The 24,016-nt window shown below is 33.0% G+C and carries 23 protein-coding genes and 2 pseudogenes; 7 read left to right on the top strand and 18 right to left on the bottom strand.

All coding sequences use genetic code 11. The features are described from left to right. Positions 1 to 112: 112 nt before the first annotated feature. The 5 genes and pseudogenes from ctaF to cyoE form a co-directional block, all read right to left on the bottom strand. Positions 113 to 454 carry a cytochrome c oxidase subunit IVB gene (gene ctaF / locus ABID96_RS06520; RefSeq protein WP_192601326.1) on the bottom strand — a complete coding sequence of 114 codons (342 nt, stop codon included), beginning with the start codon at positions 452 to 454 and terminating at the stop codon, positions 113 to 115. A gap of 3 nt (positions 455 to 457) precedes the next feature. Then, on the bottom strand, positions 458 to 1,081 hold the full coding sequence (gene ctaE / locus ABID96_RS06515; protein WP_088000201.1) for a cytochrome c oxidase subunit III: 624 nt from the start codon (positions 1,079 to 1,081) through the stop codon (positions 458 to 460). Then, positions 1,081 to 2,937, bottom strand: coding sequence for a cytochrome c oxidase subunit I (ctaD, locus tag ABID96_RS06510; protein WP_192601325.1), 1,857 nt, complete (start codon positions 2,935 to 2,937; stop codon positions 1,081 to 1,083). Before ctaD ends, ctaE begins: the two co-directional genes overlap by 1 nt. 31 nt (positions 2,938 to 2,968) lie before the next feature. Continuing rightward, positions 2,969 to 4,012, bottom strand: a complete 1,044-nt coding sequence (gene coxB / locus ABID96_RS06505; RefSeq protein ID WP_192601324.1) for a cytochrome c oxidase subunit II — start codon at positions 4,010 to 4,012, stop codon at positions 2,969 to 2,971. Between the two features lie 94 nt (positions 4,013 to 4,106). Beyond that, positions 4,107 to 4,989: pseudogene (gene cyoE, locus ABID96_RS06500) on the bottom strand (heme o synthase). Positions 4,990 to 5,429: 440 nt separating this feature from the next. Between cyoE and ABID96_RS06495 the strand changes: the two are divergent. Continuing rightward, complete coding sequence (locus ABID96_RS06495; protein WP_192601323.1) at positions 5,430 to 6,365, top strand: COX15/CtaA family protein; 936 nt, start codon at positions 5,430 to 5,432, stop codon at positions 6,363 to 6,365. Between the two features lie 45 nt (positions 6,366 to 6,410). Here the strand turns inward: ABID96_RS06495 and pyc are convergent, their stop codons facing one another. The 3 genes from pyc to ABID96_RS06480 all read right to left on the bottom strand — a co-directional run bounded on the left by pyc (position 6,411) and on the right by ABID96_RS06480 (position 11,541). Continuing rightward, positions 6,411 to 9,860 (bottom strand): pyruvate carboxylase, encoded by a 3,450-nt coding sequence (gene pyc, locus ABID96_RS06490; protein ID WP_192601322.1) that lies wholly within the window; start codon positions 9,858 to 9,860, stop codon positions 6,411 to 6,413. Positions 9,861 to 9,935: 75 nt separating this feature from the next. Continuing rightward, positions 9,936 to 11,078, bottom strand: coding sequence for an FtsW/RodA/SpoVE family cell cycle protein (locus ABID96_RS06485; protein WP_192601321.1), 1,143 nt, complete (start codon positions 11,076 to 11,078; stop codon positions 9,936 to 9,938). A gap of 172 nt (positions 11,079 to 11,250) precedes the next feature. Further along, the gene (locus ABID96_RS06480; protein ID WP_088000194.1) at positions 11,251 to 11,541 is read right to left on the bottom strand and encodes an Fpa/YlaN family protein; all 291 of its coding nucleotides are present in this window, start codon (positions 11,539 to 11,541) and stop codon (positions 11,251 to 11,253) included. Between the two features lie 344 nt (positions 11,542 to 11,885). Here ABID96_RS06480 and ABID96_RS06475 point away from each other — a divergent pair, with 344 nt between their 5' ends. Then, positions 11,886 to 12,374 carry a peptidyl-prolyl cis-trans isomerase gene (locus tag ABID96_RS06475; protein WP_192601320.1) on the top strand — a complete coding sequence of 163 codons (489 nt, stop codon included), beginning with the start codon at positions 11,886 to 11,888 and terminating at the stop codon, positions 12,372 to 12,374. An 87-nt stretch (positions 12,375 to 12,461) separates the two neighbouring features. Here ABID96_RS06475 and ABID96_RS06470 read toward each other — a convergent pair whose 3' ends face one another. Together ABID96_RS06470 and ABID96_RS06465 are read right to left on the bottom strand one after the other, a co-directional pair. After that, a complete protein-coding gene (locus ABID96_RS06470; protein WP_088000192.1) occupies positions 12,462 to 13,790 on the bottom strand; it encodes a PhoH family protein in 1,329 nt (442 codons plus the stop codon). A 157-nt stretch (positions 13,791 to 13,947) separates the two neighbouring features. Continuing rightward, entirely contained in the window at positions 13,948 to 14,409 is a 462-nt protein-coding gene (locus ABID96_RS06465; RefSeq protein ID WP_192601319.1) for a PNPOx family protein, read from the bottom strand. A 154-nt stretch (positions 14,410 to 14,563) separates the two neighbouring features. Between ABID96_RS06465 and ABID96_RS06460 the strand changes: the two genes are divergently transcribed. After that, positions 14,564 to 14,764: a YlaI family protein gene (locus ABID96_RS06460; RefSeq protein WP_192601318.1), complete on the top strand. Its 201-nt coding sequence runs from the start codon at positions 14,564 to 14,566 to the stop codon at positions 14,762 to 14,764. Positions 14,765 to 14,900: 136 nt separating this feature from the next. Here the strand turns inward: ABID96_RS06460 and ABID96_RS06455 are convergent, their stop codons facing one another. From ABID96_RS06455 to typA, 3 genes are all read right to left on the bottom strand, one after another. Further along, positions 14,901 to 15,173 (bottom strand): hypothetical protein, encoded by a 273-nt coding sequence (locus ABID96_RS06455; protein ID WP_088000189.1) that lies wholly within the window; start codon positions 15,171 to 15,173, stop codon positions 14,901 to 14,903. A gap of 31 nt (positions 15,174 to 15,204) precedes the next feature. Continuing rightward, the gene (locus tag ABID96_RS06450) at positions 15,205 to 15,528 is read right to left on the bottom strand and encodes a YlaH-like family protein (RefSeq protein ID WP_377896760.1); all 324 of its coding nucleotides are present in this window, start codon (positions 15,526 to 15,528) and stop codon (positions 15,205 to 15,207) included. 88 nt (positions 15,529 to 15,616) lie between these two features. Beyond that, positions 15,617 to 17,458, bottom strand: coding sequence for a translational GTPase TypA (typA, locus tag ABID96_RS06445; protein WP_088000447.1), 1,842 nt, complete (start codon positions 17,456 to 17,458; stop codon positions 15,617 to 15,619). Between the two features lie 198 nt (positions 17,459 to 17,656). Here typA and ABID96_RS06440 point away from each other — a divergent pair, with 198 nt between their 5' ends. Beyond that, positions 17,657 to 17,842 (top strand): DUF5325 family protein, encoded by a 186-nt coding sequence (locus ABID96_RS06440; RefSeq protein WP_192601317.1) that lies wholly within the window; start codon positions 17,657 to 17,659, stop codon positions 17,840 to 17,842. Here the strand turns inward: ABID96_RS06440 and ABID96_RS06435 are convergent. Next, positions 17,839 to 18,660 (bottom strand): inositol monophosphatase family protein, encoded by an 822-nt coding sequence (locus tag ABID96_RS06435; RefSeq protein ID WP_192601316.1) that lies wholly within the window; start codon positions 18,658 to 18,660, stop codon positions 17,839 to 17,841. The two genes, ABID96_RS06440 and ABID96_RS06435, sit on opposite strands and share 4 nt — an antisense overlap. Positions 18,661 to 18,874: 214 nt before the next feature. Next, on the bottom strand, positions 18,875 to 19,063 hold the full coding sequence (locus ABID96_RS06430; RefSeq protein WP_088000186.1) for a hypothetical protein: 189 nt from the start codon (positions 19,061 to 19,063) through the stop codon (positions 18,875 to 18,877). A 198-nt stretch (positions 19,064 to 19,261) separates the two neighbouring features. Between ABID96_RS06430 and ABID96_RS06425 the strand changes: the two genes are divergently transcribed. Then, positions 19,262 to 19,891: a YktB family protein gene (locus ABID96_RS06425; RefSeq protein ID WP_192601315.1), complete on the top strand. Its 630-nt coding sequence runs from the start codon at positions 19,262 to 19,264 to the stop codon at positions 19,889 to 19,891. Between the two features lie 472 nt (positions 19,892 to 20,363). On the opposite strand, the gene ABID96_RS06420 is transcribed toward ABID96_RS06425, so the two are convergent. Continuing rightward, on the bottom strand, positions 20,364 to 20,633 hold the full coding sequence (locus ABID96_RS06420) for a UPF0223 family protein (RefSeq protein WP_088000184.1): 270 nt from the start codon (positions 20,631 to 20,633) through the stop codon (positions 20,364 to 20,366). 277 nt (positions 20,634 to 20,910) lie between these two features. Between ABID96_RS06420 and ABID96_RS06415 the strand changes: the two are divergent. Both ABID96_RS06415 and ABID96_RS06410 read left to right on the top strand, forming a co-directional pair. After that, positions 20,911 to 22,363, top strand: a pseudogene (locus ABID96_RS06415) (aminotransferase class I/II-fold pyridoxal phosphate-dependent enzyme). A 144-nt stretch (positions 22,364 to 22,507) separates the two neighbouring features. Then, positions 22,508 to 23,341: a protein-glutamine gamma-glutamyltransferase gene (locus ABID96_RS06410; protein ID WP_192601313.1), complete on the top strand. Its 834-nt coding sequence runs from the start codon at positions 22,508 to 22,510 to the stop codon at positions 23,339 to 23,341. Between the two features lie 70 nt (positions 23,342 to 23,411). Here the strand turns inward: ABID96_RS06410 and ABID96_RS06405 are convergent, their stop codons facing one another. Beyond that, positions 23,412 to 23,534: a GapA-binding peptide SR1P gene (locus ABID96_RS06405; protein ID WP_088000181.1), complete on the bottom strand. Its 123-nt coding sequence runs from the start codon at positions 23,532 to 23,534 to the stop codon at positions 23,412 to 23,414. A 171-nt stretch (positions 23,535 to 23,705) separates the two neighbouring features. Then, positions 23,706 to 23,999 (bottom strand): DUF3055 domain-containing protein, encoded by a 294-nt coding sequence (locus ABID96_RS06400; RefSeq protein ID WP_088000180.1) that lies wholly within the window; start codon positions 23,997 to 23,999, stop codon positions 23,706 to 23,708. Positions 24,000 to 24,016: the final 17 nt, after the last annotated feature.

Here is a 24,016-nt window from a genome sequence, read left to right as displayed (position 1 = left end):
GTATGACAGAATTATGTCTAAATATAATTATTATTCATTAAGATATTTCAAACCTAACCACACTTTTTTGACATAGAAAAAGGAAGTGAATTATATTCACTTCCTCTTTTCATTATAGCCAGATTAAAGTTAAGAATGTTAAAAGTGTAATGATCGCAACTGTCAATCCTGAGTATAAGAAGAATGACGTTGTGCTATGTCCTTTATTTTTCATATGCATGAAGTAATAAAGTTGGAAAATTAATTGAACTACAGCTAATAACAAGATAAACGGTACTGTGAAATATGCATCCATATGTTCACGGTAAATTACAGCAGCAAATGAAGCTAGTGTTAAAACGATCATAAATAAGAACGAAATAACTTGTTGCTTCATTTCTTCTGCATGTTTACGTCTGTGGTACTTTAATTCAACTTGATTGTGACCTTGATGAGAGTTTGTATTTGTACCCATTCCTTATCCCACCATTCCCATTAAGTATACTACTGTAAAGATGAAAATCCATACTACGTCGATAAAGTGCCAGTATAAACTTGCTACGTAGAACTTAGGCGCATTGTATAAATTTAAACCTCTTCCAGCGTTTCTTAACATTAGTGTAGTAATCCAAAGTAACCCAACAAATACGTGAGCACCGTGCGTTCCAACTAATGTATAGAATGCAGAACCAAATGCACTACTTTTCATTGTAAACTCATATTCGTGCATATAATGTCTAAACTCGTAAATTTCTAATAATAAGAAACCTAAACCTAATAAAAGTGTAATACCTAACCAAAGCATCATTTTCTTATGCTCGAAATTTTTCATGTGATACATAGCATATACACTTGTTAATGAAGATGTTAAAAGTAACATTGTAGCAATAAATACTAATTTAGGTTCGAACATTTCACTTGCACTTGCTCCACCAGCAGTAGAGTTTCTTAACGCTAAAAACGTACCGAATAATGAAGCGAATAATACTGTTTCTCCACCTAAAAATAGCCAAAATGCTAAGAACTTATTTTTACCTTCTTCTGTTGCTTTTTCAGGGTTATGCGGGAACGTTTCAGCAGTAAATTTTTGATTCATTTCCATTATGCTTTAACCCCCTCGTCCGCTAAATCTTCTTTATGAATATGATAACCATGATCATCAATCCATGAACGTAAGAACATACATCCGAACGTAATCACTAAGCCAAGGATTAAAACACCTACTGCTGTATGATTTTTTAAACCATCATTATATAATGCCCCAAATGAAGCAATAAATAATCCTAGTGACATAACGAAAGGAAGAATAGATGAATTTGGCATATGAATATCACCTAGTGGTTCAGCAGGCGTCATTTTACCGTTACCGTCCATTTTTTCTACCCATAGAGCATCTAATCCACGAACGTATGGAATTTGAGCAAAGTTATATTCAGGAGCTGGAGAAGAAATTGCCCACTCAAGTGTACGACCTACACCCCAAGCATCGCCTTCTGCTTTTTCTCCTTTAACAGCTGTGTAAACTACATTGATTAATAATACGATTGTTGCAAGTCCCATGAAGGCTGCACCAACTGAACTGATTAAGTTTCCTGTTTCTAAACCTTGTCCTGGTAAATATGTAAAGTAACGACGAGGCATACCCATTAATCCTAAGAAATGCTGGATAAAGAATGTTAAATGGAAACCAATAAAGAATAAAATGAAAGTTAGTTTTCCTAATTTTTCATTTAAAATTTTACCAAACATTTTTGGCCACCAGTAGTGTGCACCAGCGAACAAACCGAATACTACCCCACCTACGATTACGTAATGGAAGTGAGCTACTACGAAATAACTATCATGGAACTGATAGTCAGCAGGAGCTGCAGCATTCATAATACCAGTTACTCCACCTAATACGAATGATGGAATAAATGCTACTGACCAAAGCATTGCTGTTGTGAAACGTACTTGACCGCCCCAAATTGTTAATAACCAGTTAAAGATCTTAACACCAGTTGGAACTGCGATTGCCATTGTTGCTACTGCGAAGATCGCATTTGCAACTGCACCAAGTCCATCAGTGAACATATGGTGAGCCCATACCATGAATCCTAAGAAACCAATTAATACTGTTGCGAATACCATTGAAGAATATCCGAATAAGCGTTTCTTAGAGAATGCTGGAATGATATCTGAGAAGATACCAAAAGCTGGTAAAACAAGAATATATACTTCCGGGTGTCCGAAGATCCAGAATAAATGTTCAAAGATCATTGAGTTACCACCTAATGAAGCGTCAAAGAACGCTGTACCAAATAGGCGATCGAACATTAATAATGCTAAACCGATTGTTAATGCTGGGAATGCGAATAAAATTAATGCTGATGTTACAAATACAGTCCAAGTAAATAGTGGCATACGCATATAAGTCATACCAGGAGCACGCATGTTTATAATTGTTGCTAAGAAGTTAATACCCCCAGCTAATGTACCAATACCTGAAACCTGTAGACCAAGTAAATAGAAGTCTACACCATGTGATTTACTAGCTAAAGCTAATGTTGCGTATGAAGTCCAACCTGCATCAGGCGCTCCACCTAAAAACCAACTTAAGTTTAAGAAAATTCCACCAAAGAAGAATAACCAAAAACCTAAAGCGTTTAAAAACGGGAATGCTACGTCACGTGCACCAATTTGTAAAGGCACGATTGCATTAAAGAATGCAAATATTAATGGCATCGCCGCTAAGAAAATCATTGTTGTACCATGCATTGTTAATACTTGGTTGTATGCATCACCTACTAAAAAGGTGTTGTCTGGTTTGATTAATTGTATACGAATAAATAACGCTTCCATTCCACCAACTAAGAAGAATAGTCCCCCTGCCATTAAATACAGGATCGCAATTTTCTTATGGTCGACTGTCGTTAAATAGTCCCATATAAGTGGTTTCTTATGCCCTACAGAACTCACAGTATTACCCCCTTTGCTTCATATCCATCCATTATTTTGCAATTTTTAAGCTTAGTAAGTAAGCAGATAAAGCATCAATCTCTTCATCAGATAACTCGCCATATTTCCCTGTCATTAGGTTACCTGGCTTGATTGATTCAGGATTTTTTAACCATGCTTTTAAGTTTTCTTCGTTGTTTTCTCTAACACCAGCAACCATATCACGATCACCGAAATTAGCTAAGTTAGGCGCAAGACGTGCAGCTGGTGGTCTTGTGTCATTTGCATCAGCAGCATGACAACCGATACAGCTTTGTTGGAAGATTTTTTCTCCCTCACTAGCATCTGCAGTTACAGCTTGACCTTTTTGATCTTTCATCGAAACTAACCATTGATCATACTCTTCTTGACTAACAGCTTTTACTTTAAATTGCATTAAAGAATGTGAAGGACCACAAAATTCTGCACAAAAACCATTATATGTACCTTCTTTATCTGCTGATAACCACATTCTGTTTGTGCCTTCAACGTTTGTATCAATTTTACCTGCTAATGATGGTACCCAGAATGAGTGTTTAATATCTTCACCTTTTAAGTTTAAGATTACTTTTTTACCAACTGGGATAATCATGTCCTGAGACGTGACAATTTTTGATTTTGGATACTCAAATTCCCACCAGAAAAGATGAGCGTTTACATTTACAACAATTGCATCTTTCTTTTTCTCATCTTTAGCGATTTGTTTTTCATCAGAAAGCTTAAAAGTTTGTGATACAGTTGGAACTGCTAAAACGATAAGTAAGATAACAGGAATAATAGTCCAAAGAAGCTCTAAAGTATGACTACCTTCAACTTGCTTAGGAATTACATCTTCTTCCCCTTTACGATGACGGAACTTAACGACAACATAAAGGAAAAGTACTGTTACAACAGCAACAACAAATACCATGATAATAGTACTTAGCTTCATAAGCTCGTACTGCATTTCTGCTACTTCACCTTGAGGAATCAATGTAGATTGATTTGGATTACCAACACATCCACTCAATATCACTGCTATCAAGGAAATTAGCGAGACTAATCGCCAATGTTTCATAAGTATACTTCCCCCTCTTTCAATTTAAAGTGTTTCATTCTTATTTGAAAATAAGATTCAACAAACGATAAAATTTCCCCCGTAATACCCCTAACTAAAACGAAATTGTAAACACAATCATTGACATGAACAGAAGTGTTAAATAATTTATTGAATAAATAAACATTAGTTTTGAGAACTTTTGATCGTTCTTTTGTTTATAACAATAAATTCCTAATACAATCCATCCTATATTCAATATTGTTGCAAAAATAATAAATGGTAAACCTAGATCTTGCATGTAAAATGGCAGAGGTAATAAACAAAGTACCCAGATCATCACCTGACGTTTCGTCATTTCAAATCCGTACACCACTGGTAACATAGGGATACCTGCTCTTTTATATTCTTCAGAGCGACGCATCGCTAATGCTAAAAAATGTGGTGGTTGCCAAATAAACATGATTAAAAACAGCATCCAAGCAATAAAATGCAAATTCGCATCAATCGCTGCCCATCCAATTAAAGGGGGTGCTGCACCAGATATACTACCTACTACTGTGTTTTAACGTGTAATTACGTTTCGTCCAAAGAGTGTATAGTACGATATATGTAAATGCACCAATAAATGCATATACAACAGCCATTAAAGTAGTAAAAGCCATAAAAGTAAAACCAACGATTAGTAACATAATTCCAATCGAAATTGTAACACTTGGTTTGATATTTCCTGTTACAGTTGGCCTATTTTTGGTTCTTTCCATGTATGGATCAATATCTCGATCAATATAGTTATTGATTACACAAGAACCTGCAATAATTAACGATGAACCTATTATCGTTAAGATTGCTTTTGGTAGAGTTTCTAATATATCTAATCCATTTAATTGGATAGCTAACCAAATTCCTGTAAACGTTGTCAGTATATTAGAATTCACAATCCCTATTTTCATTAAAGAAAGTAAATCTTTCTTTAGTGAAGAAGAAGGATGATCCATTTCGCTATCATTAGAAACATTATTTGCTAATTGTTCCAAGTCAATCCTCCTCATTTCAACAAAAATTCATATTTTATTAACCAAATATAATTTTGTTTTAATCATTATTAAATTTTAACCTATTTCTATTAAACTAAATCAAATGAAATATTTGTGATAAATATATGAACAAATTGTGTACGTTTCAAAAAAATTTTAACGTAAACAGTCAAGCTTTTCAATACTAAATACTATTTAATTATAAAATTAATTATTTCTATATTTTAAAATTGAATACATTCTATGTGTAGAAAAAACAAATATTATGTCTAAAATGAAAGGTTATCTTTGAATTTTATGTCGTAATCTTATATGATATAGAAGTATTATTAGCAGAATAATTTTTTTAATAGATATATTTTAACAATAATTATTATTTTATAAAAGTGGGTGTATATACTTTGCTACGTGTTTTAAAAGGGGTTTCATTATTGACCTCATTCGTACTTCTTATTGTTTTACTGGGTGGGGCACTCGTAACAAAGACAAATTCTGGACTTGGATGTGGAAAATCTTGGCCATTATGTAAAGGTCAAATCATTCCTGATAATTTAACGATTGAAACAGTAATTGAATTATCTCATAGAGCAGCATCAGGTCTTGCAGGAATGTCAGTATTATTATTAGCAGTGCTTGCTTGGATTATTATTCCACATAAAAGAGAAACGAAATTTTTAGCAATCATCTCATGTGTATTTTTAGTATCACAAGCATTAATCGGAGCAGCTGCTGTTGTGTGGGGACAAGTTCCTGCTGTTAAAGCCATTCATTTTGGAATCTCATTAATCTGTTTCGCTGCTGTTGTCATGTTAACATTATTAATTTTTGAACGTGATAGAAATTACCAAAAAGATACATTTTTTGTTGGGAAAACAATGAAAATTCATACGTACGGACTATGGATTTACTCATACTTAGTCGTTTATACCGGCGCACTTGTAAGACATGAGAATGCAAGTTTAGTTTGTCCGAGTTGGCCAATGTGCAGTAAAGCTAATAATGGTTTCCCAACTCAATTTCATGAATGGGTACAGATGGGCCATCGTTTAGCAGCTTTCATTTTATTCCTTTGGGTCATCATCGCTTTTATTCACGCATATAAACACTATCGTAAAGAACGTGGAATTTATGTAGGATGGTTAGTATCAGCTATTATTGTTACTTTACAGGTTATTTGTGGCGCATTTATCATTTTAACAAACTTGAACATTTATGTAGCATTAACACATGCCATTTTAATTTCATGCTTATTTGCCATTTTAAGCTTCCAATGTCTACTTAGTACTAGAAGTAAAAAATCCAATACACAATTACATCAAAATAAAGTCATTTCATAATAAAAGGTATTTCCTCAGCTAATAACTGAAGAAATACCTTTTTTATTATCTTTGCTCTAATTCGATTAATAAGTCTCCTGTTGAAATACTCTCGCCTGAAGTAATAAATAGATCTCTTATTACTCCTGTAAATGGAGATTGTACAGTTGTTTCCATCTTCATTGCTTCAGTAATTGCTAATGTTTGTCCTTTTTCAACAACATCACCTTTATTAACTAAAACATTTAAGACTGTTCCTGGCATTGTCGCATTAATATGATTTGGATTACTAGAATCACCTTTTCTTTTTTGAACAACGGTTGACTTAATAGAATAATCTTTAACCACTACTTCACGTGGCTGACCATTTAATTCAAAGTAAATGACTCTTGTTGCATCAGGTTGTGCTTGACCAATCGATACTAATTTTACAATTAATGTTTTTCCACGTTCGATATCTACTTTTATTTCTTCATCTAATTTCATTCCATAGAAGAATGAAGGAGTATCTAGTACTGAAAGGTCACCATAGTTATCAACATTGTTTTGATAATCCATAAATACTTTCGGATATAAACAATAAGATAAAATATCAAAATTTGTAACTTGTCGTTTTAAAGTTTGAAATAAATATTCTTCTACTTCTTTAAAATCGATTGGTTTTAACGTTTCGCCTGCTCTTTCAGTTAATGGTTGTTTTCCTTTTAAGATGATACGTTGTAAGCTCTTAGGGAACCCACCATGCGGCTGACCTAACTGACCTTCGAAGAATTCTACAACTGAATCTGGGAAATCAATTCCGTCCCCTTTTTCATAAATATCATCTTCAACAAGATTATTTTGTACCATAAATAACGCCATATCACCTACTACTTTAGATGAAGGTGTTACTTTAACAACATCACCAAATAGTTGATTTACACGACCATACATATCTTTAACGGCTTCGAAACGATCTCCTAACCCTACTGCTTTTGCTTGTTGTTTTAAATTTGAGTATTGGCCACCTGGCATTTCGTGTTGATATACCTCTGTGTGTGGTGACACCATTCCGCTTTCAAAACTACTATAATATTTACGCACACCTTCCCAGTAAGTAGATAATTGTTCTAAACCATTAATATTTAAGTTTGTCTCAAAATCAGATCCTTGTAGAGCGTAGTATAAACTGTTTACACTTGGCTGTGATGTTAAGCCTGACATACTTCCAATTGCAACATCGACAACATCAATACCTGCCTCAATTGCTTTTATATATGTGTATAAGCCATTTCCACTCGTGTCGTGAGTATGAAGATGGATTGGTAAGTCTACAGTCGCTTTAAGCTCACTTATAAGGGCATAGGCAGCTTGTGGCTTTAATAATCCTGCCATATCTTTAATGGCTAAAATATGTGCACCTGCTGATTCTAAATCCTTTGCAAGCTCTTTATAATAAGCTAAGTTATATTTTGTTCTTGATGGATCTAAAATATCACCTGTATAACAAATAGAAGCTTCTGCTAATTTACCATTTTCGCGAACAGCATCAATGGCAACCTCCATACCCTTGATCCAGTTAAGGCTATCGAAAATACGGAACACATCTATTCCTGCTTGTGCCGATGCTTCAATAAACTTTTTAACTAAATTGTCAGGATAATTTTTATAACCAACAGCATTAGAGCCACGTAATAACATTTGGAATAAAATATTTGGTACTTGCTGTCTTAACGTTAATAATCTTTCCCATGGATCTTCATTTAAGAATCGGTAGGCTACATCAAACGTTGCCCCTCCCCACATTTCCATTGAGAATAGATTTGGCAATAATTTTGATGTTTGCTCTGCCACAGCTTGTAGGTCTTTCGAACGAATTCTAGTCGCCAAAAGTGATTGATGCGCATCTCTAAAAGTTGTATCAGTAAATAAAACATTCGGCTGATTTTTTAACCACTTTGAAAATTCATCTGGACCAAGTTCATCTAATAATTGTTTTGTCCCTTTATCAGCAATTTGGATATCACTTACATTTGGAATAATGACATCTTCAAATGTTGGTTTCTCCGAAGACGAAATACCAGGGAATCCATTTACTGTTACATTGCCAATATAATTCAATAATTTCGTCCCACGGTCTCTTCGTTTTGCAAAAACAAATAACTCAGGTGATGAGTCAACAAAGGACGTATTGTATTCACCAGATAAGAAATCTTTATGTTGCATAACATTTTCTAAGAATGGAATATTTGTCTTAATTCCACGAATACGGAACTCTTTTAAGTTTCGATTTAATTTCGCTATAGCACCTTCAAATGTCAGTGCATGAGTTGTAACTTTAACCAATAACGAATCATAGTAAGGTGTAATAACAGCACCTTGAAAACTATTACCCGTATCTAAACGTACACCAAAACCGCCACCTGATCGGTAAGCCATGATTTTCCCAGTGTCTGGCATAAAATTATTTAATGGGTCTTCTGTTGTAACACGCGCTTGTATAGCAAATCCAATTCTAGGAACATCATCTTGCAATGGAATTCCTACTTTTTCATTATGTAAACTATTACCTTGTGCAATTAAAATTTGAGTTTGTACAATATCAATTCCTGTAATCATCTCAGTGATCGTATGCTCAACTTGAACACGTGGATTCACTTCTATAAAATAAAAATCATTTCCAGAAACTAAAAATTCTACTGTTCCTGCATTAACGTATTCTACATCTTTCATTAATTGAACTGCAGCCTCACAAATACGAAGTCTTAGTTCTTCAGTTATTGATGTACAAGGAGCGACTTCAACTAATTTTTGATGTCTACGTTGAATTGAGCAATCTCGTTCATATAAATGAATGATATTACCTTGATGGTCACCTAAAATCTGAACTTCAATATGTTTAGGATTTTCAATATATTTTTCTACATAAACTTCATCATTACCGAATGCAGCTTTTGCTTCTGATTTTGCTCTTTCAAATGCTTCTTTTAAACCAGAACTAGTACGGACAATTCGCATACCTCTTCCACCGCCACCAAGTGCAGCTTTAATGATAATAGGGAATCCGAAAGTTTCTCCAAATTCTACAACATCCTGAAGTGTTTCAACTGGCCCATTACTTCCTGGAATAATTGGAAGCTTTGCTTTTAACGCTTCTTGCTTAGCTTTAATTTTGTCACCAAAAATATCTAAATGTCTTGAGTGAGGACCAATAAAAATGATGCCTTCTTCCTCACATCTTTGTGCAAATTTAATGTTTTCAGATAAAAATCCATACCCAGGGTGGACAGCATCAACATTATTTTTCTTTGCAATTTCAATAATTCCTTCAATATCAAGGTAAGCATCAATTGGTTTTTTACCTTTCCCAACGATATATGCTTCATCCGCTTTATAACGGTGATATGAACCTTCATCTTCCTTTGAATAAATACCTACAGTGCGAATACCTAGTTCAGTACATGCACGAAATACACGAATAGCGATTTCGCCACGGTTAGCAACTAAAACTTTTTTAATTTGTTTCGTATAAGTCATAATAATGCCTCCTGTATTCATGAAAGATAAATGATTATAAATGAAATGTAATCTATGATTGCATTAAGAAACAGTTTATAACGTTTCTTTATTCATTTTATTTCGAATGGAAATATTCATTAACATACCTACCATTGATAACATCACCATCATTGACGTACCACCATAGCTTACAAATGGTAAAGGAACACCTGTCAATGGAATTAGCGATGTAACACCACCGATATTTACAAATGTTTGGATTACAATCAATGCACAAATTCCTGTAGCCAATAATGAATCAAAAGAATCATTTGATTGATGTGCAATTAATAAACCTCGCCATACAATTAAAAAGATACAAATGATTACTATGATCACACCAATGAGACCTGTTTCTTCTCCGATGATTGCTAATATAAAATCAGTATGTGGTTCTGGTAAGTAACCTAATTTTTGAATACTTTTACCTAACCCCACACCAGTAAGACCACCATTGGCAAAAGCTATTAACGAATTGACAATTTGGAAACCGATATCTTGTGCATAATCAAATGGATTTCTAAATGCTAGAAATCGATTGACTTGAACATCTGTTAGTCCAACACCAAAACTAACACAAAAGCTTACTAATGGATATAAGACGATAATTCCTGCTGAAAACAAAAGAATTAGTCTTTTTACAATAAACCCACTACAAAATGAAACGACTGCACAAGTTGCAATGATTAGTAAAGCCGTACCTGTATCTGGTTGCATACGTAGTAAAATGACATATAACAAAATGACCAACCAAGGAGCAAATAACATCTTCCAATTCCTTGTAATCCCTTTTTGTCTTTTTGAGTACCAACCCGCTAGCAAAATAATTGAACTTAATTTTATTAATTCAGCAGGTTGAATCCCAAACACCCAACTTTTGGCATTGTTAACCACTTGACCAAAAGCTAATACAGCTACTAATAACCCTATACTAACGAGTAGATTTAATAATAAAATAATCCTTTTTTTAAATATTGTTGAGGGTATTAACGTTAATAAAACAAAAGCACCCATACCAACTTCAAATGCAAGCAGCTGTTTACGAAAAAAATGATCACTCGCCCAATTTTCACTTTGATAGCGAATGGTTGGTAATGCCGAGCTAGCACTATATACCATAATTAATCCAAATAAACATAAAATAAGTAATGGAACAATAATCATATAGTCCATATTTTTTAAATATTTTTTTAACATTGCTAATCATCCCTGCTTCAATTCTTTATACATTATGTATTCAACTATTTTGAGAAATTCCCTTTATAAATATCAATATTGTAACATAGATTCATAGATTAATTCCTTATGCAATTAAAATAAAACAAAAAAGCTCAAACAAAGAATTGTTTGAGCTTTTGGATCATACTAACTATTTATTTTTTTGATTTGTAAAAGCATCATGCAAAGCAGATAATTGACGTTCTAGTTCTGATAGAAGTTCTTTTCCTTGCTCAACTTCAATTAATCCAAGTCGAGATGCAAAATCGATTTCTCTCGATAACCCGAACATTTGAGTATCTAAAACCTCTTCATATAGAGGGCATTGTGGCATTGTTAAATGATCAAGTTGTACATTTATTAGTTTTAAAATTTTTTCAGCATCTTTTTTTAATAATTCAAATGCTTTATCTTTGTAATCCGTTACAGCATCAGACCTCAATTTTCTCCCTCCGCTTCCGTACAAGCTATACTTCTTAATATTATAGTTCTTTTAAAGAAAAATCAACTTAAAATACGTCATTATTATAATATGTAAAATGCATCTAATTTCATGTTGTGTATCAATTTACAAAAAATCACTTCAATTTAAGTGTATGTAAAGTATTTCCGATTATGAAACATTTTAACTTTTATAAAATGTAAGTTCTATTCATTATACTCTATAATTCAATTTTTCATATCAATATTTTTGCACTATGCAATTTTCTATATCAATACATTGATTTACTCTTAGAATTAGTCGTAAACTATATATATACTTTATACTCTTAGGGGAGACAACAAATGAGTGATGTATTTTTAATTACCGGTGAGGTCGAGCACCCACTAACAATTGATCCAAGTGTGTGGATTTTTGATGAAAGAAAAATTGAACTTGAGCTTATTTTTAAAGGGGATCTCGAAACGGAAAACGAAAATGAAAAATACACTAAGAGTGTATCCAAACATTGGGATCGAGAAATTATTGAAGGAGCAAGAGTAGAAACGAGTATCCCATTTGCTCAAACGAAGAAACAATGGCTTGAAAAAACATACGTCATGCCGTTTTCATATTTTATCGATAATAGTAAACCTAAATCTCGAGAACAGAATGTTACGATTGAGACGGAGAAATCAACGATCACATTACCGTTTGAAACGGTATATCAATCATATTTAGCATTTTCAAACAATGGGAAAAGAATTGTTGAAGAAGGTCCAGTTCATTTATATTTTAAAGATGGCTCAAATAAAGATACGCCAATTACATCTATTCAAAAAATTATTTTCTAACGAAAACATCCTACGAATTTGTAGGATGTTTTTTTAAAAGACTATTTAAGAAAGATTTTTTGCATCAACTCTCGTATATAAAAAGCTTTACAATAAGTCTGCTGCTAATTGAGCAATTGATGACCTCTCTCCTTTAACGAGTTTTACATGACCACTTATTTTTTGATCTTTAAATTTTTCTACAACATATGTTAGACCATTGTTATATTCATCTAGATACGGATGATCAATTTGTTCTGGATCTCCCATTAAGACAATTTTGCTCTTATCCCCTACTCGAGTTAATATCGTTTTTACCTCATGCCTTGTTAAATTTTGGGCCTCATCTATAATGATGAATTGTTCTGGAATACTTCTACCCCTTATATATGTTAGTGCCTCTACTTCAATAGAACCCATACCAGCTAATATCGCATCAAGTTCGCCAGGTTTTTTCGTATTAAACAAGTATTCAAGATTATCATAAATCGGCTGCATCCAAGGCCTTAGCTTTTCATCCTTCTCACCAGGTAAATAGCCTAAATCCTTCCCAACAGGAACAATTGGTCTTGCAACTAGTAATTTTTTATAGTTTTGTAAATCTTCTGTTTGCATTAGTCCTGCAGCTAAAGCTAATAAAGTTTTACCAGTCCCTGCCTTACCAATTAGAGTCACAAGTGGAATATCATCTCGTAACAGTAGTTCTAGCGCCATTGATTGTTGCGCATTTCTTGGTCGAATGCCCCAAATATGATCATTAGAAAAAACGAATTTTTTAATCCTTGTACCTGATTGGTCTACAATACCAAGCGCTGAACTAGATCCACCTAAAGCATCCTTCAATACGACAAATTGATTTGGATAAAAAGGGTGGTTCGCAACATCAGATACTGGTAATTCAGTCTTTTCATAAAACTTATTTAGTAGCTCCGTATTTATGTAGTACTCTAGATAGCCAGTATATATATGGTCAACTTCTACCACTCGATCACTTAAGTAATCTTCCGCAAGTAAGTTTAACGCATCCGCTTTAACACGCACTAATGTGTCTTTACTAACTAATATAACTGTTTTGCCATCTTCTTTTGCTTCTTCTTCGAGAGATAAATTTTTCGCCACAGCTAAAATTCGATTATCATTTGTTTTTTCTACAAAAATTTCTTGTAACTGTTGAAATGATCGATGATTTAGTTCGATTCTAAACGTACCACCATTTTCAAGAGGAATACTTTCATGTAATTTTCCTAGTTCTCGAAAGCTATCGATTAATTTGGAAACATACCTAGCATTGCGACCTACTTCATCCATATATCTCTTCTTTGAATCTACCTCTTCTAATACAACAGCAGGTACAACTACATCATTGTCATCAAATGAAAAGATTGCTAGTGGATCTTGCAATAGTACATTGGTGTCGAGAACGTATATTTTACTCAATCCTTAACCTCCTGACTCAAATAACACAGAATAAAATATTTGAATTAAATTCTAAGTGCAAGTTTTAAAAACAGTTAGGTTACTTGTGAAGTATTGGACGAACCGTTTATATATTATATGAATTTCTCTCTACTTTAGAATACGTTTTATCTTGCCATCAAACTTCTAGCGTTCTTAAGCCATTTAAAACAGCGTCATCTAATTTTTTAGCAGCTCTTTCATCATACGTTTTTGCATACTGTGGTTCTGTGATAATTTTTGAGCCATAAAATAAAATATTTTTCACTTCATTAATATTGACTTCAATACATGCTAATTTCAAAGGAATAGAAGGCATTTGTTTTGTTAACACTTTAGCATCACCTAAAATGTTATAGACTGTTTCATTCGAAAATAAGCTAAACGAAACAGTACTATTTGTCTCTACATTTGAAACAACTAATGAACGTTGATCGATCGCAAAGCGAATTGTTTTCTCATCTAAAGCAATAAACCACGAAATTGCATTCATTACAGGTATGCTTTTCTCACTACTAATTGTACTTAATAAGACAATTTTTTCTTTATTACAGTCTTCAAACAATACTGGTGACAATTCTTTCTCGATACTGTTTGCCATTGCTGTTTCATCTCCTTCAAATAAAGAGTATACTAAGATAATTCAAAGTTTATATAAAAACTTCCTGCTTATTAAATTGATTTCTAAAAATATATTCTAAAACCTGTTATAATTATGTTAACTTAAGTTACAGATATAAGGAGAGAAACTTTACATGAGAGTTAAATGTATGATCTGTGATAAATCAGAATCAATTAGTGATGAATCACCAGTCGCTAAAAAACTACGTAATCGACCAATCCATACATACACTTGTTCAGAATGCTATGACAGGATTACGATAAAAACCGAGCAAAGAATTGCTACTGGAAAATTCCGTTTTCAAAAACCGATAAAAGATAATGACGAATGGTAATACATACAATCACGAAATAAAAAAAGCCTAGAATTTTTTCTAGGCTTTTGATATTAATAACGTATTTTAAATTAGATGTTTAAAGTCACTAAAAGCGAACTGCAACAATAAAAAAATGTTTAGAAGCAGTCTGTTCTTAATATCTTTCAGGATTCACTTTTACTTGATCTAAAAAACAATCGATCATTTCAATTGGGAAACGAGTCGTTCGATCCTTTTCACCTTGAGTGAATGAGATTAAGTAGAAATCCTCCATTACTTCAATTTTAATATTAGAAACTTTATGATCCTCTTTTAAGATCGTATCAAACATTTCATAAGTCTCTTTTGCTGCTTCATCAGATGGCCTTCCATCATATATCACTTTAATCGTTAACCAGTTATATAAAGCATCCTGAACAGAATTCATCCTAAAATCCCACTTTCTATTAACAAATTAACTATGTAGTTGCATTATTTTTTTTTGATTGATGTAATCGTATTTTATAAATTCCTAAAACAAATACACTTGCAAGCAATGCCTCTACTATTGGAATTCGAAGTGCTAAAAATGTTAAGAATGTACAACCTACACATAATAATACATAAGTGATTAACATTTTTATGATACTAAGTTTTTTCGCAAAACCTAAGTGATAGACCGCTATACTTAATACAATAATTAATCCATATAAAATCCACATTGACAATTGAAAATCTTCATTCGTTATTTTTATTATATTTCTAATAACAAATTCTAACTTGTCTAATTCATTTGGAGCCAATTTCTTTATCCCCCTAAACGTTAATAAAAAACCGACTAATCTGTTAGTCGGTTTTTATTATATCATAATTATTTTAAATATTTGATTCTTACTCAGCGAATTTTTTCTTTTTCGCTACACGCTCACGCTCGTTCTTATCAAGAATCTTTTTACGTAAACGAATTGATGTAGGCGTTACTTCACAGTACTCATCATCATTTAAGTATTCTAATGATTCTTCCAGCGTCATGATACGTGGTTTTTTCATTGTAGTTGTTTGATCTTTATTTGCTGAACGAATGTTTGTTGCTTGTTTTACTTTAACTACGTTTACCGATAAGTCATTTTCACGGTTATGTTCACCAACGATCATACCGTCATAAACTTCAGTACCAACTTCAAGGAAAATAACACCACGGTCCTCTAAGCCCATAATACCGTAAGTTGAAGCTTTACCAGTTTCCATAGAAACTAATACACCTTGACGACGTCCACCAACTTGACCTTGGATAGCAGGTTGATAGCTATCAAACGTGTGGTTAATAATACCGTATCCACGAGTTAATGTTAAGAACTCTGTAGTATATCCGATTAAGCCACGTGCTGGTACCATAAACGTTAAACGAACTTGACCGCTACCGTTATTTACCATGTCACGCATTTCACCTTTACGAGCACCCATTGATTCCATAATTGAACCAGTGTACTCTTCAGGAACATCGATTTGAACATGTTCAACCGGCTCACATTTCACACCATCAATGTCACGAATGATAACTTCTGGTTTAGAAACTTGTAACTCGTATCCTTCACGACGCATGTTTTCAATTAAGATTGATAAGTGAAGCTCTCCACGTCCACTAACAATCCAAACATCAGGTGAGTCAGTATTTTCTACACGTAAACTTACGTCTGTTTGAAGTTCTTGTAATAATCTTTCTTCAATTTTACGAGATGTTACAAACTTACCTTCACGACCTGCAAATGGTGAGTTGTTAACTAAGAATGTCATTTGAAGAGTTGGCTCGTCAATACGTAAGATTGGAAGTGCATCTTGGTATTCTGCAGGACATACTGTTTCACCTACGTTGATATCTTCCATACCTGATACTGCAACTAAATCTCCAGCTTGAGCTTCTTCAATTTCAATACGTTTTAATCCGATAAAACCAAACATTTTCGTAATACGGAATTGTTTTACTGATCCATCTAGTTTCATTAACGCTACTGATTGACCAACTTTCATTGTTCCACGGAAAATACGACCAATACCAATACGACCAACATAGTCATTGTAATCTAATAATGTAACTTGGAATTGTAATGGCTCATCACTATTATCAATCGGAGCTGGAATGTGCTCAATAATTGTGTCAAATAGTGCATTCATATTTCCTTCTTGTTTCGCTGGATCTGAATCTAAGCTTGAAGTACCGTTGATCGCTGATGCGAATACAACTGGGAATTCTAATTGATCTTCATCTGCACCTAATTCAATAAATAGATCGATTACTTCATCTACTACTTCATCTGGACGAGCAAAGTCACGGTCAATTTTATTTACAACAACGATTGGTGTTAAATGTTGTTCTAAAGCTTTTTTCAGTACGAAACGTGTTTGAGGCATACAACCTTCATATGCATCAACTACTAAAAGAACACCATCAACCATTTTCATGATACGTTCTACTTCTCCACCAAAGTCAGCGTGACCTGGAGTATCCATGATGTTGATACGTTTACCTTCATATTGAATTGCAGTGTTTTTCGCTAAAATCGTAATACCACGTTCACGTTCTATATCATTAGAGTCCATTGCACGTTCGTTAACATTTTCGTTTGAACGGAATGTACCAGATTGTTTTAATAGTTCATCAACTAAAGTTGTTTTACCATGGTCAACGTGCGCAATAATAGCAATATTGCGTAAATCTTCTCTTTTTTTCAAAATATATTCACTCCTAAAATGTTTCCACATCTATTTTCATTATTAACTAAAACATTATAGCACATGCATGACATAATTTTTCAACTAAATGTTTATAATCCTATATAAAATTAAAATAAAAATTTCGTAAATATTGTTTTTTTCAAATTTACATACATATATACTTTAAGTAAAATAGGATTAGGAACAGGAGGTTTCATCATGTCGAGCATTAAATACCGTCTATTATTTATAGCACTATTATCAGTCATTTTCTTAATTCTTGTTGGTATTTTATTAGCAGAAAAAAGCGTTATTGGGGCAATTATCGCACTGATTGCTTCGATTTTTTCAGTAGGATATGGATTTATTTTACGTGCTAAATTAAAAAGAGAAGGTAAGCTTTAAAACTTACCTTCCTTTTGATCAGGAAGAAACTCAATATAATTTGTTAACAACTCATTTTGTATTGATGCGTTACTTACTAATACTGAACTATTTTTTAAAATTGAAAGTTCTTCATTTTTAAGAGTAGTACAAATCCCGCCAAGCTCTTCTACAATTATTTTCCCTGCTGCAAAATCCCATGGTGACAATCTAGGGGTAATATATGCATCTATTCTACCTGTTGCTACATAAACCATCTCTAGTGCAGCTGAACCGTACGAACGACTACCCCTTATTTTTTTAATGAGTAATCCTAATTTTTCATGATTTAAATATCGATTTTTTGTCAACCAAATCGCATTAACTGCAACAATCGCTTCTTCTATGACGATATTTTTTAACGGGCTTATTTTTTGGTCATTTAGATAAGCACCTTCATCTTTTTTTGCAAAATATAATTCATTATGTATTACATCAAATATAAAGCCCATTTTCCCAATTCCATTCTCATAAATCCCTAACGAAATTGCAAAATTCCGTTTTTGATGAACAAAGTTCATTGTCCCATCAATTGGATCTAATATCCAGACGATACCGTTTACATTTTTCAGATCGTCACCTTTGCCTTCTTCTCCAAGTAGAGAATGATGAGGAAATTCTGTTTTAATGTTTTCAAAGAAATATCTTTGAATTTCTTCGTCTTTATTTGTAACTAAGTCATTTTCGTTTGATTTTGTATTAATAGTAATGGAGTCGTATAAAGAACTTTTTATATTTTTCGTGGCATTAATCAGAAGGTTTCTTGCAAACTGCTCTATTTTTTTCCAATCTTCTTTCATTTTGAACACTCCAATGTCTACATCTAAACTGATAAAATATCTTCTGTTTAACAGTTTACCAATAATATCCTAAAAAAACCTAATGAAATGATTTTAATCATAAAAAATGAGGAACTTTTTTGGAGGGTGGGCATACGATACATCGATGGGCTAAAGAAAGAAATGTGTGCACAGAAAAACGAACCTATTTAAAGGTTCGGTAATTAAATACTCGCTAAGCTTCTAAACGAATTAATTCTAATCTTAGCACTTCTAATTTTTTCTTAGATTCGATCATAGCTTCATTGTCGTTAATTGTCATTGCATCGAATAATGTTGCTAATTCATAATCTAATTCTAATCTAAGTACAGGAATTCTCTTCTCAGCATCAGTTCTTTTTAACGCATTAATCACTTGTCTCATTATTATCCCTCCATAGAATATAAGTTGGCAAAACAAAATGTGTTCAGTTTAATTAACTAAATTTTCTGATTTTTATTTTGCTACTAATATATGTTATTTGAGCTTATAATGTAACTATTTTATAGTGAAACATTCTACCCATTTGTTTGCGGACAATCATGGTATACTATTTAAAGACTATATACTAGGGGGTCCAAAATGAATCAACCATTTTTTACAGAAAGCGATTTTAACATCTTCACAACTGACTCATCCTTAGAAACTAGAATGGATGCTATTAAAAGTGAAATTCAACCAAAATTCAAGGAAATAGAACAAGAAATCCTTCCTTTTTTAAACAACTCAACAGAAGAAGAATTCTTCGGTCATATTGCAAAACACGCTCGTCGTACAGTAAATGCTCCAAAAGACACTTGGATCGCATTTGCAACGAATAAACGAGGTTACAAAATGCTTCCTCATTTTCAATTTGGCCTTTGGGGCACACATCTTTTTGTTCTTTTCGGTATCATTTACGAAAGTCCAAATAAACAAAAGATTGCAACTAATTTTGATAAAAATAAAAACAAACTATTTAAGTTAATCCCTAAAAACTTTGTAATTTCCTATGACCATATGAAGCCTGATGTTCACCCAAGAAGTAAAATGAAAAAAGATGACTTCCAACAAGGAATCCAAAGATTCCATGATGTAAAAAAATCCGAGTACCTTTGTGGCATTACAATTCCAAAAGATGAAGCCATTACACTTACAAAAGAAAGTCTCATCCATACAATTAAAGATACTTATAACACTTTACTTCCTTTATACGAAATCAGTATAAAATGAATAAATTTTTATAAGTGTTGTTTAATTATACATATGTCAAAAACAAAAGTCTATGCCCAATCTCTTCACATTTTTCGACAGTAAGAAAAGTGGAGGCGACTGGTCAGCTCCGACAAGCATAAGACAAGGACTATAAAAGTTGCTTTTTAACTTAAATAGGCATTGGCTTATGTCTCGAGGAGCTAGGAGCCGGAACTAGACATCCCGAAAAGTGGAGGCGACTGCTCTACCCCGACAAGCATAAGACAAAAACCAAGAAAGGTGCTTTTTAACTTTAAAGGGGTTTGGCTTATGTACTCGAGGAGCTAGGAGCCGGAACTAGACATCCCGAAAAGTGGAGGCGACTGCTCGGCTCCGACAAGCATGAGACAAGGACTATAGAATACATTTTTTCATATCGTATAATTAATGGAAGAAATTGGCATAAAAAAAGGCAAATGATACCGTCTCGGACATCATTTGCTTTTTTCATTTACATTTTAATTTTATCTCCAGGTGCAGCACTTTTCGCTTTTTGCATTAGTCTGTACGCCGAATAACCTGAAATTTCTTCTAATTCACCACATAACTTCTTCTCTTCAGCAATACTTGGAACTATTTTTTTGAATTGTTTATACGCTAACATTAATTCTTCACGTTCAATTCCTTTTTCATATGCTTTTTCCACTGATGTGTAAAATTGAATAACTTCGATTGTTTCATTCGTACTCCAATCGTAAAGTATCGGATATTGATAATCCATGTAAACCCACTCCTATATCATGTTACTATTACCATTTTATCACATTTTTCGATTTCAATTCTTCTAATAAATATTGATATAATTTCATTTCAATGAATAATATTTCATAAGTTTAGCATTTTTTCCTATACAGAAAATTCATAGAATGATATAATTTTTTTGTTTTTCAAATGAAGGTACAACAGTTTATAACTTAATGAGAGTAAACATATTTGATTTGTTTACAAACATACCACTTCCGAAAAACACTATTATTCATAAATGGGGTGTATGTTAAATGAACCAAAATGAAACGCCGTTATTTACTTCTTTACTTGAACATGCAAAGAAGAACCCTATTCAGTTTCATATCCCAGGACATAAAAAAGGGAATGGAATGGATCCAACATTTAGGGAATTTATTGGCGATAACGCATTGTCTATCGACTTAATCAATATTGCTCCTTTAGATGACCTACATCATCCTAAAGGTAAAATAAAACAAGCGCAGGATCTTGCTGCAAAAGCGTTTGGTGCTGATTATACTTTCTTTACAGTGCAAGGTACTAGCGGGGCTATCATGACAATGGTCATGAGTGTATGTGGTCCTGGAGATAAGATCATTGTTCCTAGAAATGTTCATAAATCGGTATTATCAGCCATTATTTTTTCAGGCGCGATGCCAATTTTTGTTCATCCGGAAATTGATAATGAGTTAGGAATTTCTCATGGTATTACAACAAATGCTGTAAAAGAAGCGATCGTTAATCATCCGGATGCAAAAGCAGTTTTAGTCATCAATCCTACATATTTTGGCTTTGTTGCTGATTTAAAAAGTATCGTAGATTTAGCTCACTCACATGGAATAGCTGTACTAGTTGATGAAGCACATGGTGTACATATTCATTTTAATGATGAACTTCCAATCTCGGCTATGCAAGCGCGGTGCTGATATGGCTGCTACAAGCGTTCATAAACTTGGTGGCTCACTAACTCAAAGTTCCATTTTAAATGTCAAAGAAGGCATTGTAAACGTCCACAGAGTGCAATCTGTATTAAGTATGTTAACGACAACTTCAACATCGTATATATTACTAGCCTCTCTTGACGTTGCACGAAAACGTCTTGCAACAATTGGTGAGGAACTGATTACAGAAACTATTAGACTAGCAAATGATGCTAGGGCAAGGATTAATAATATAGAAGGTTTATACAGTCCAGGCTATGAATTACTTGGAAATGAAGCAACATATAACTTTGATCCAACGAAATTATTAATAAGTGTAAAAAAATTAGGCATTACTGGTCATGACGTTGAGGTTTGGTTACGAGAACGTTTTAATATTGAAGTAGAAATGTCTGATTTATATAACGTCTTATGTATACTAACTCCTGGAGATAGTAAAGAAGATATCGAGAAATTAATCCATGCATTTGAAGTTCTTGTAAAAGAGTTTCCTATTGTAGATCAATATAAAGCTTATAATGTAACGATTCCAACAATACCAAATCTAGCCGTATTACCTAGGGATGCTTTTTATGCTGAAACAGAGTCAGTACCGCTAGAAGAATCAGTTGGACGTATAATAGCTGAATTCGTTATGGTTTACCCACCAGGTATCCCAATCTTCTTGCCAGGTGAAGAAATTTCACTAGAAAATTTAATATATATTAAGAAGAATATTGAAGCTGGCCTACCTGTACAAGGACCTGAAGATGATGACTTATATATGTTAAAAGTAATTAAATAATTTATGTTTGAAACCGAAAACTAAGGAAAACTTTCCTTAGTTTTTTTTATATGTATCACATTCATTTTTATTAGGCATATGATAGCTAAGGTAAATAATTAGAGAAATGTTATAAAAAAGCTATTATGATAGGATGTGAACCTAATGATAGTCGTGAATAATAAAATTGTTCATGCTTCATTAAAAGATAGTGGAGATTGGAATGAGCAACTTCTACAAGAAATTATAAGAAATTTATCAAACAGTCGACATTCAAATATTTATAAATCTGATCGAGAATTATCATTTGATTTAACATTACGTTCTTATATTATTAGAGCTTCAAAAGAATTGTTGGCAAGTAATATGCAATTTAGAGTTTTTAGGAGAGCTTACTGTAATCCTATGTTTTGGATTCGTACACGACAGGGAGGATTTCGTTTAAGACCAGGTGTTAGACCTTCTGCTGGCATATATGACATTTTTAGAAATGGACAATTTTATGCTACTGAGTGTGCTACAGCAATCGTAATTGTTTTCTATAAAGCTCTGTTGGATTTATACGGTTATGAAGTATTTGACGAATTATTCAATCGAGGAATGTACTTATATACATGGAACTACGATCCAAAATTAGCTATTCGTACTGCAGAAATTGATCGACCAGTACCTGGAGATGTCGTTTATATAAAAAATCCTCAAGTAGACCCTATTACGCCGGAGTGGCAAGGTGAGAATACTGTAAGTATGGGTAGTAATTACTATTATGGACATGGTATTGGTATTCGACCTTTACCTGAAATAATCTTTCATCTAAATATGCATAGATACCCATTTGCAATGATTTCTGCTTATTTAACTAGCTTAAATACACGAATAGATGCAAATGAAATGGTAAATTATTTAACGGATGATTCAAAATTAATTCCTGTTAATACTAGAGAAGAATCACGTGATGTTATTACTGCTAGAATAGGTGACCAGCACCAAATAGCTTAAATTCTTAAAAAAATAAAATTAGAGGGAACTTTTTAAAGTACCCTCTTTATCGTTACTTATTTAAATTATATTAGCAAGTTTCTTCAATTGACGGTTCACAATGCTCACAGTCTTTTACATATAAAGTCGTAACTTTTTCATCCTCGAAATGACCTACTGTTTTCTCACAACATTTACATACGAACGTTCCCATCTTGTAACCCCTTTCATAATGTTGTATCAATTAACTTAACTTCATTATAAAGTGTTATACTTATTTACGCAATAGGTAAATAAGTATAACTCAATAAATTTATTTTCAATCTTTTTATTTCATAATTCATTGTATTAACGAAGTAATTAGTATGACACATTAAATTCAAACTTATTCGTAACTCTCTTCCATCCTTGGGTGTGGCAACCAATCAGCTAAATAATCTGCAAGCTTCATTGCTTCCTCATCACTCTTCAATTTGCAAAGGAATTTTAATTGATTTGGATATGAAACATCTTGTCGATCTAGAACAATACATTGCCTAGACTGCATGCAGATGACGAGTGGTTTCCCAAAAAACATGTTCGTATATACAATGCCTATATCGTACCTTACATCGTTTGCTATAAAACCAACAAATCTTACTCTAACATTTTCGTGATCATCATATAATTTTTCAAACATATCATTTTCCACTCCTC

Origin of the sequence: Gottfriedia sp. OAE603 (assembly GCF_040543965.1) — a bacterium.
GTDB lineage: Bacteria > Bacillota > Bacilli > Bacillales > Bacillaceae_G > Gottfriedia > Gottfriedia solisilvae.
This window is presented reverse-complemented; position numbering and strand designations above follow the sequence as displayed.

Coding starts and splice junctions, on each gene's coding strand:
- ABID96_RS06455 (WP_088000189.1), bottom strand. CDS start 15,173: ATGAATTCTGTTCAGGATGCTTTATATAACTGGTTAACGATTAAAGTG.
- ABID96_RS06405 (WP_088000181.1), bottom strand. CDS start 23,534: ATGGGAACGTTCGTATGTAAATGTTGTGAGAAAACAGTAGGTCATTTC.
- ABID96_RS06410 (WP_192601313.1), top strand. CDS start 22,508: ATGATAGTCGTGAATAATAAAATTGTTCATGCTTCATTAAAAGATAGT.
- pyc (WP_192601322.1), bottom strand. CDS start 9,860: ATGACTTATACGAAACAAATTAAAAAAGTTTTAGTTGCTAACCGTGGC.
- ABID96_RS06400 (WP_088000180.1), bottom strand. CDS start 23,999: ATGTTTGAAAAATTATATGATGATCACGAAAATGTTAGAGTAAGATTT.
- ABID96_RS06475 (WP_192601320.1), top strand. CDS start 11,886: ATGAGTGATGTATTTTTAATTACCGGTGAGGTCGAGCACCCACTAACA.
- ABID96_RS06430 (WP_088000186.1), bottom strand. CDS start 19,063: ATGAGACAAGTGATTAATGCGTTAAAAAGAACTGATGCTGAGAAGAGA.
- ABID96_RS06460 (WP_192601318.1), top strand. CDS start 14,564: ATGAGAGTTAAATGTATGATCTGTGATAAATCAGAATCAATTAGTGAT.
- ABID96_RS06440 (WP_192601317.1), top strand. CDS start 17,657: ATGTCGAGCATTAAATACCGTCTATTATTTATAGCACTATTATCAGTC.
- ctaE (WP_088000201.1), bottom strand. CDS start 1,081: ATGGAAATGAATCAAAAATTTACTGCTGAAACGTTCCCGCATAACCCT.
- ABID96_RS06425 (WP_192601315.1), top strand. CDS start 19,262: ATGAATCAACCATTTTTTACAGAAAGCGATTTTAACATCTTCACAACT.
- coxB (WP_192601324.1), bottom strand. CDS start 4,012: ATGAAACATTGGCGATTAGTCTCGCTAATTTCCTTGATAGCAGTGATA.
- ABID96_RS06465 (WP_192601319.1), bottom strand. CDS start 14,409: ATGGCAAACAGTATCGAGAAAGAATTGTCACCAGTATTGTTTGAAGAC.
- ABID96_RS06435 (WP_192601316.1), bottom strand. CDS start 18,660: ATGAAAGAAGATTGGAAAAAAATAGAGCAGTTTGCAAGAAACCTTCTG.
- ctaF (WP_192601326.1), bottom strand. CDS start 454: ATGGGTACAAATACAAACTCTCATCAAGGTCACAATCAAGTTGAATTA.
- ABID96_RS06485 (WP_192601321.1), bottom strand. CDS start 11,078: ATGTTAAAAAAATATTTAAAAAATATGGACTATATGATTATTGTTCCA.
- ABID96_RS06420 (WP_088000184.1), bottom strand. CDS start 20,633: ATGGATTATCAATATCCGATACTTTACGATTGGAGTACGAATGAAACA.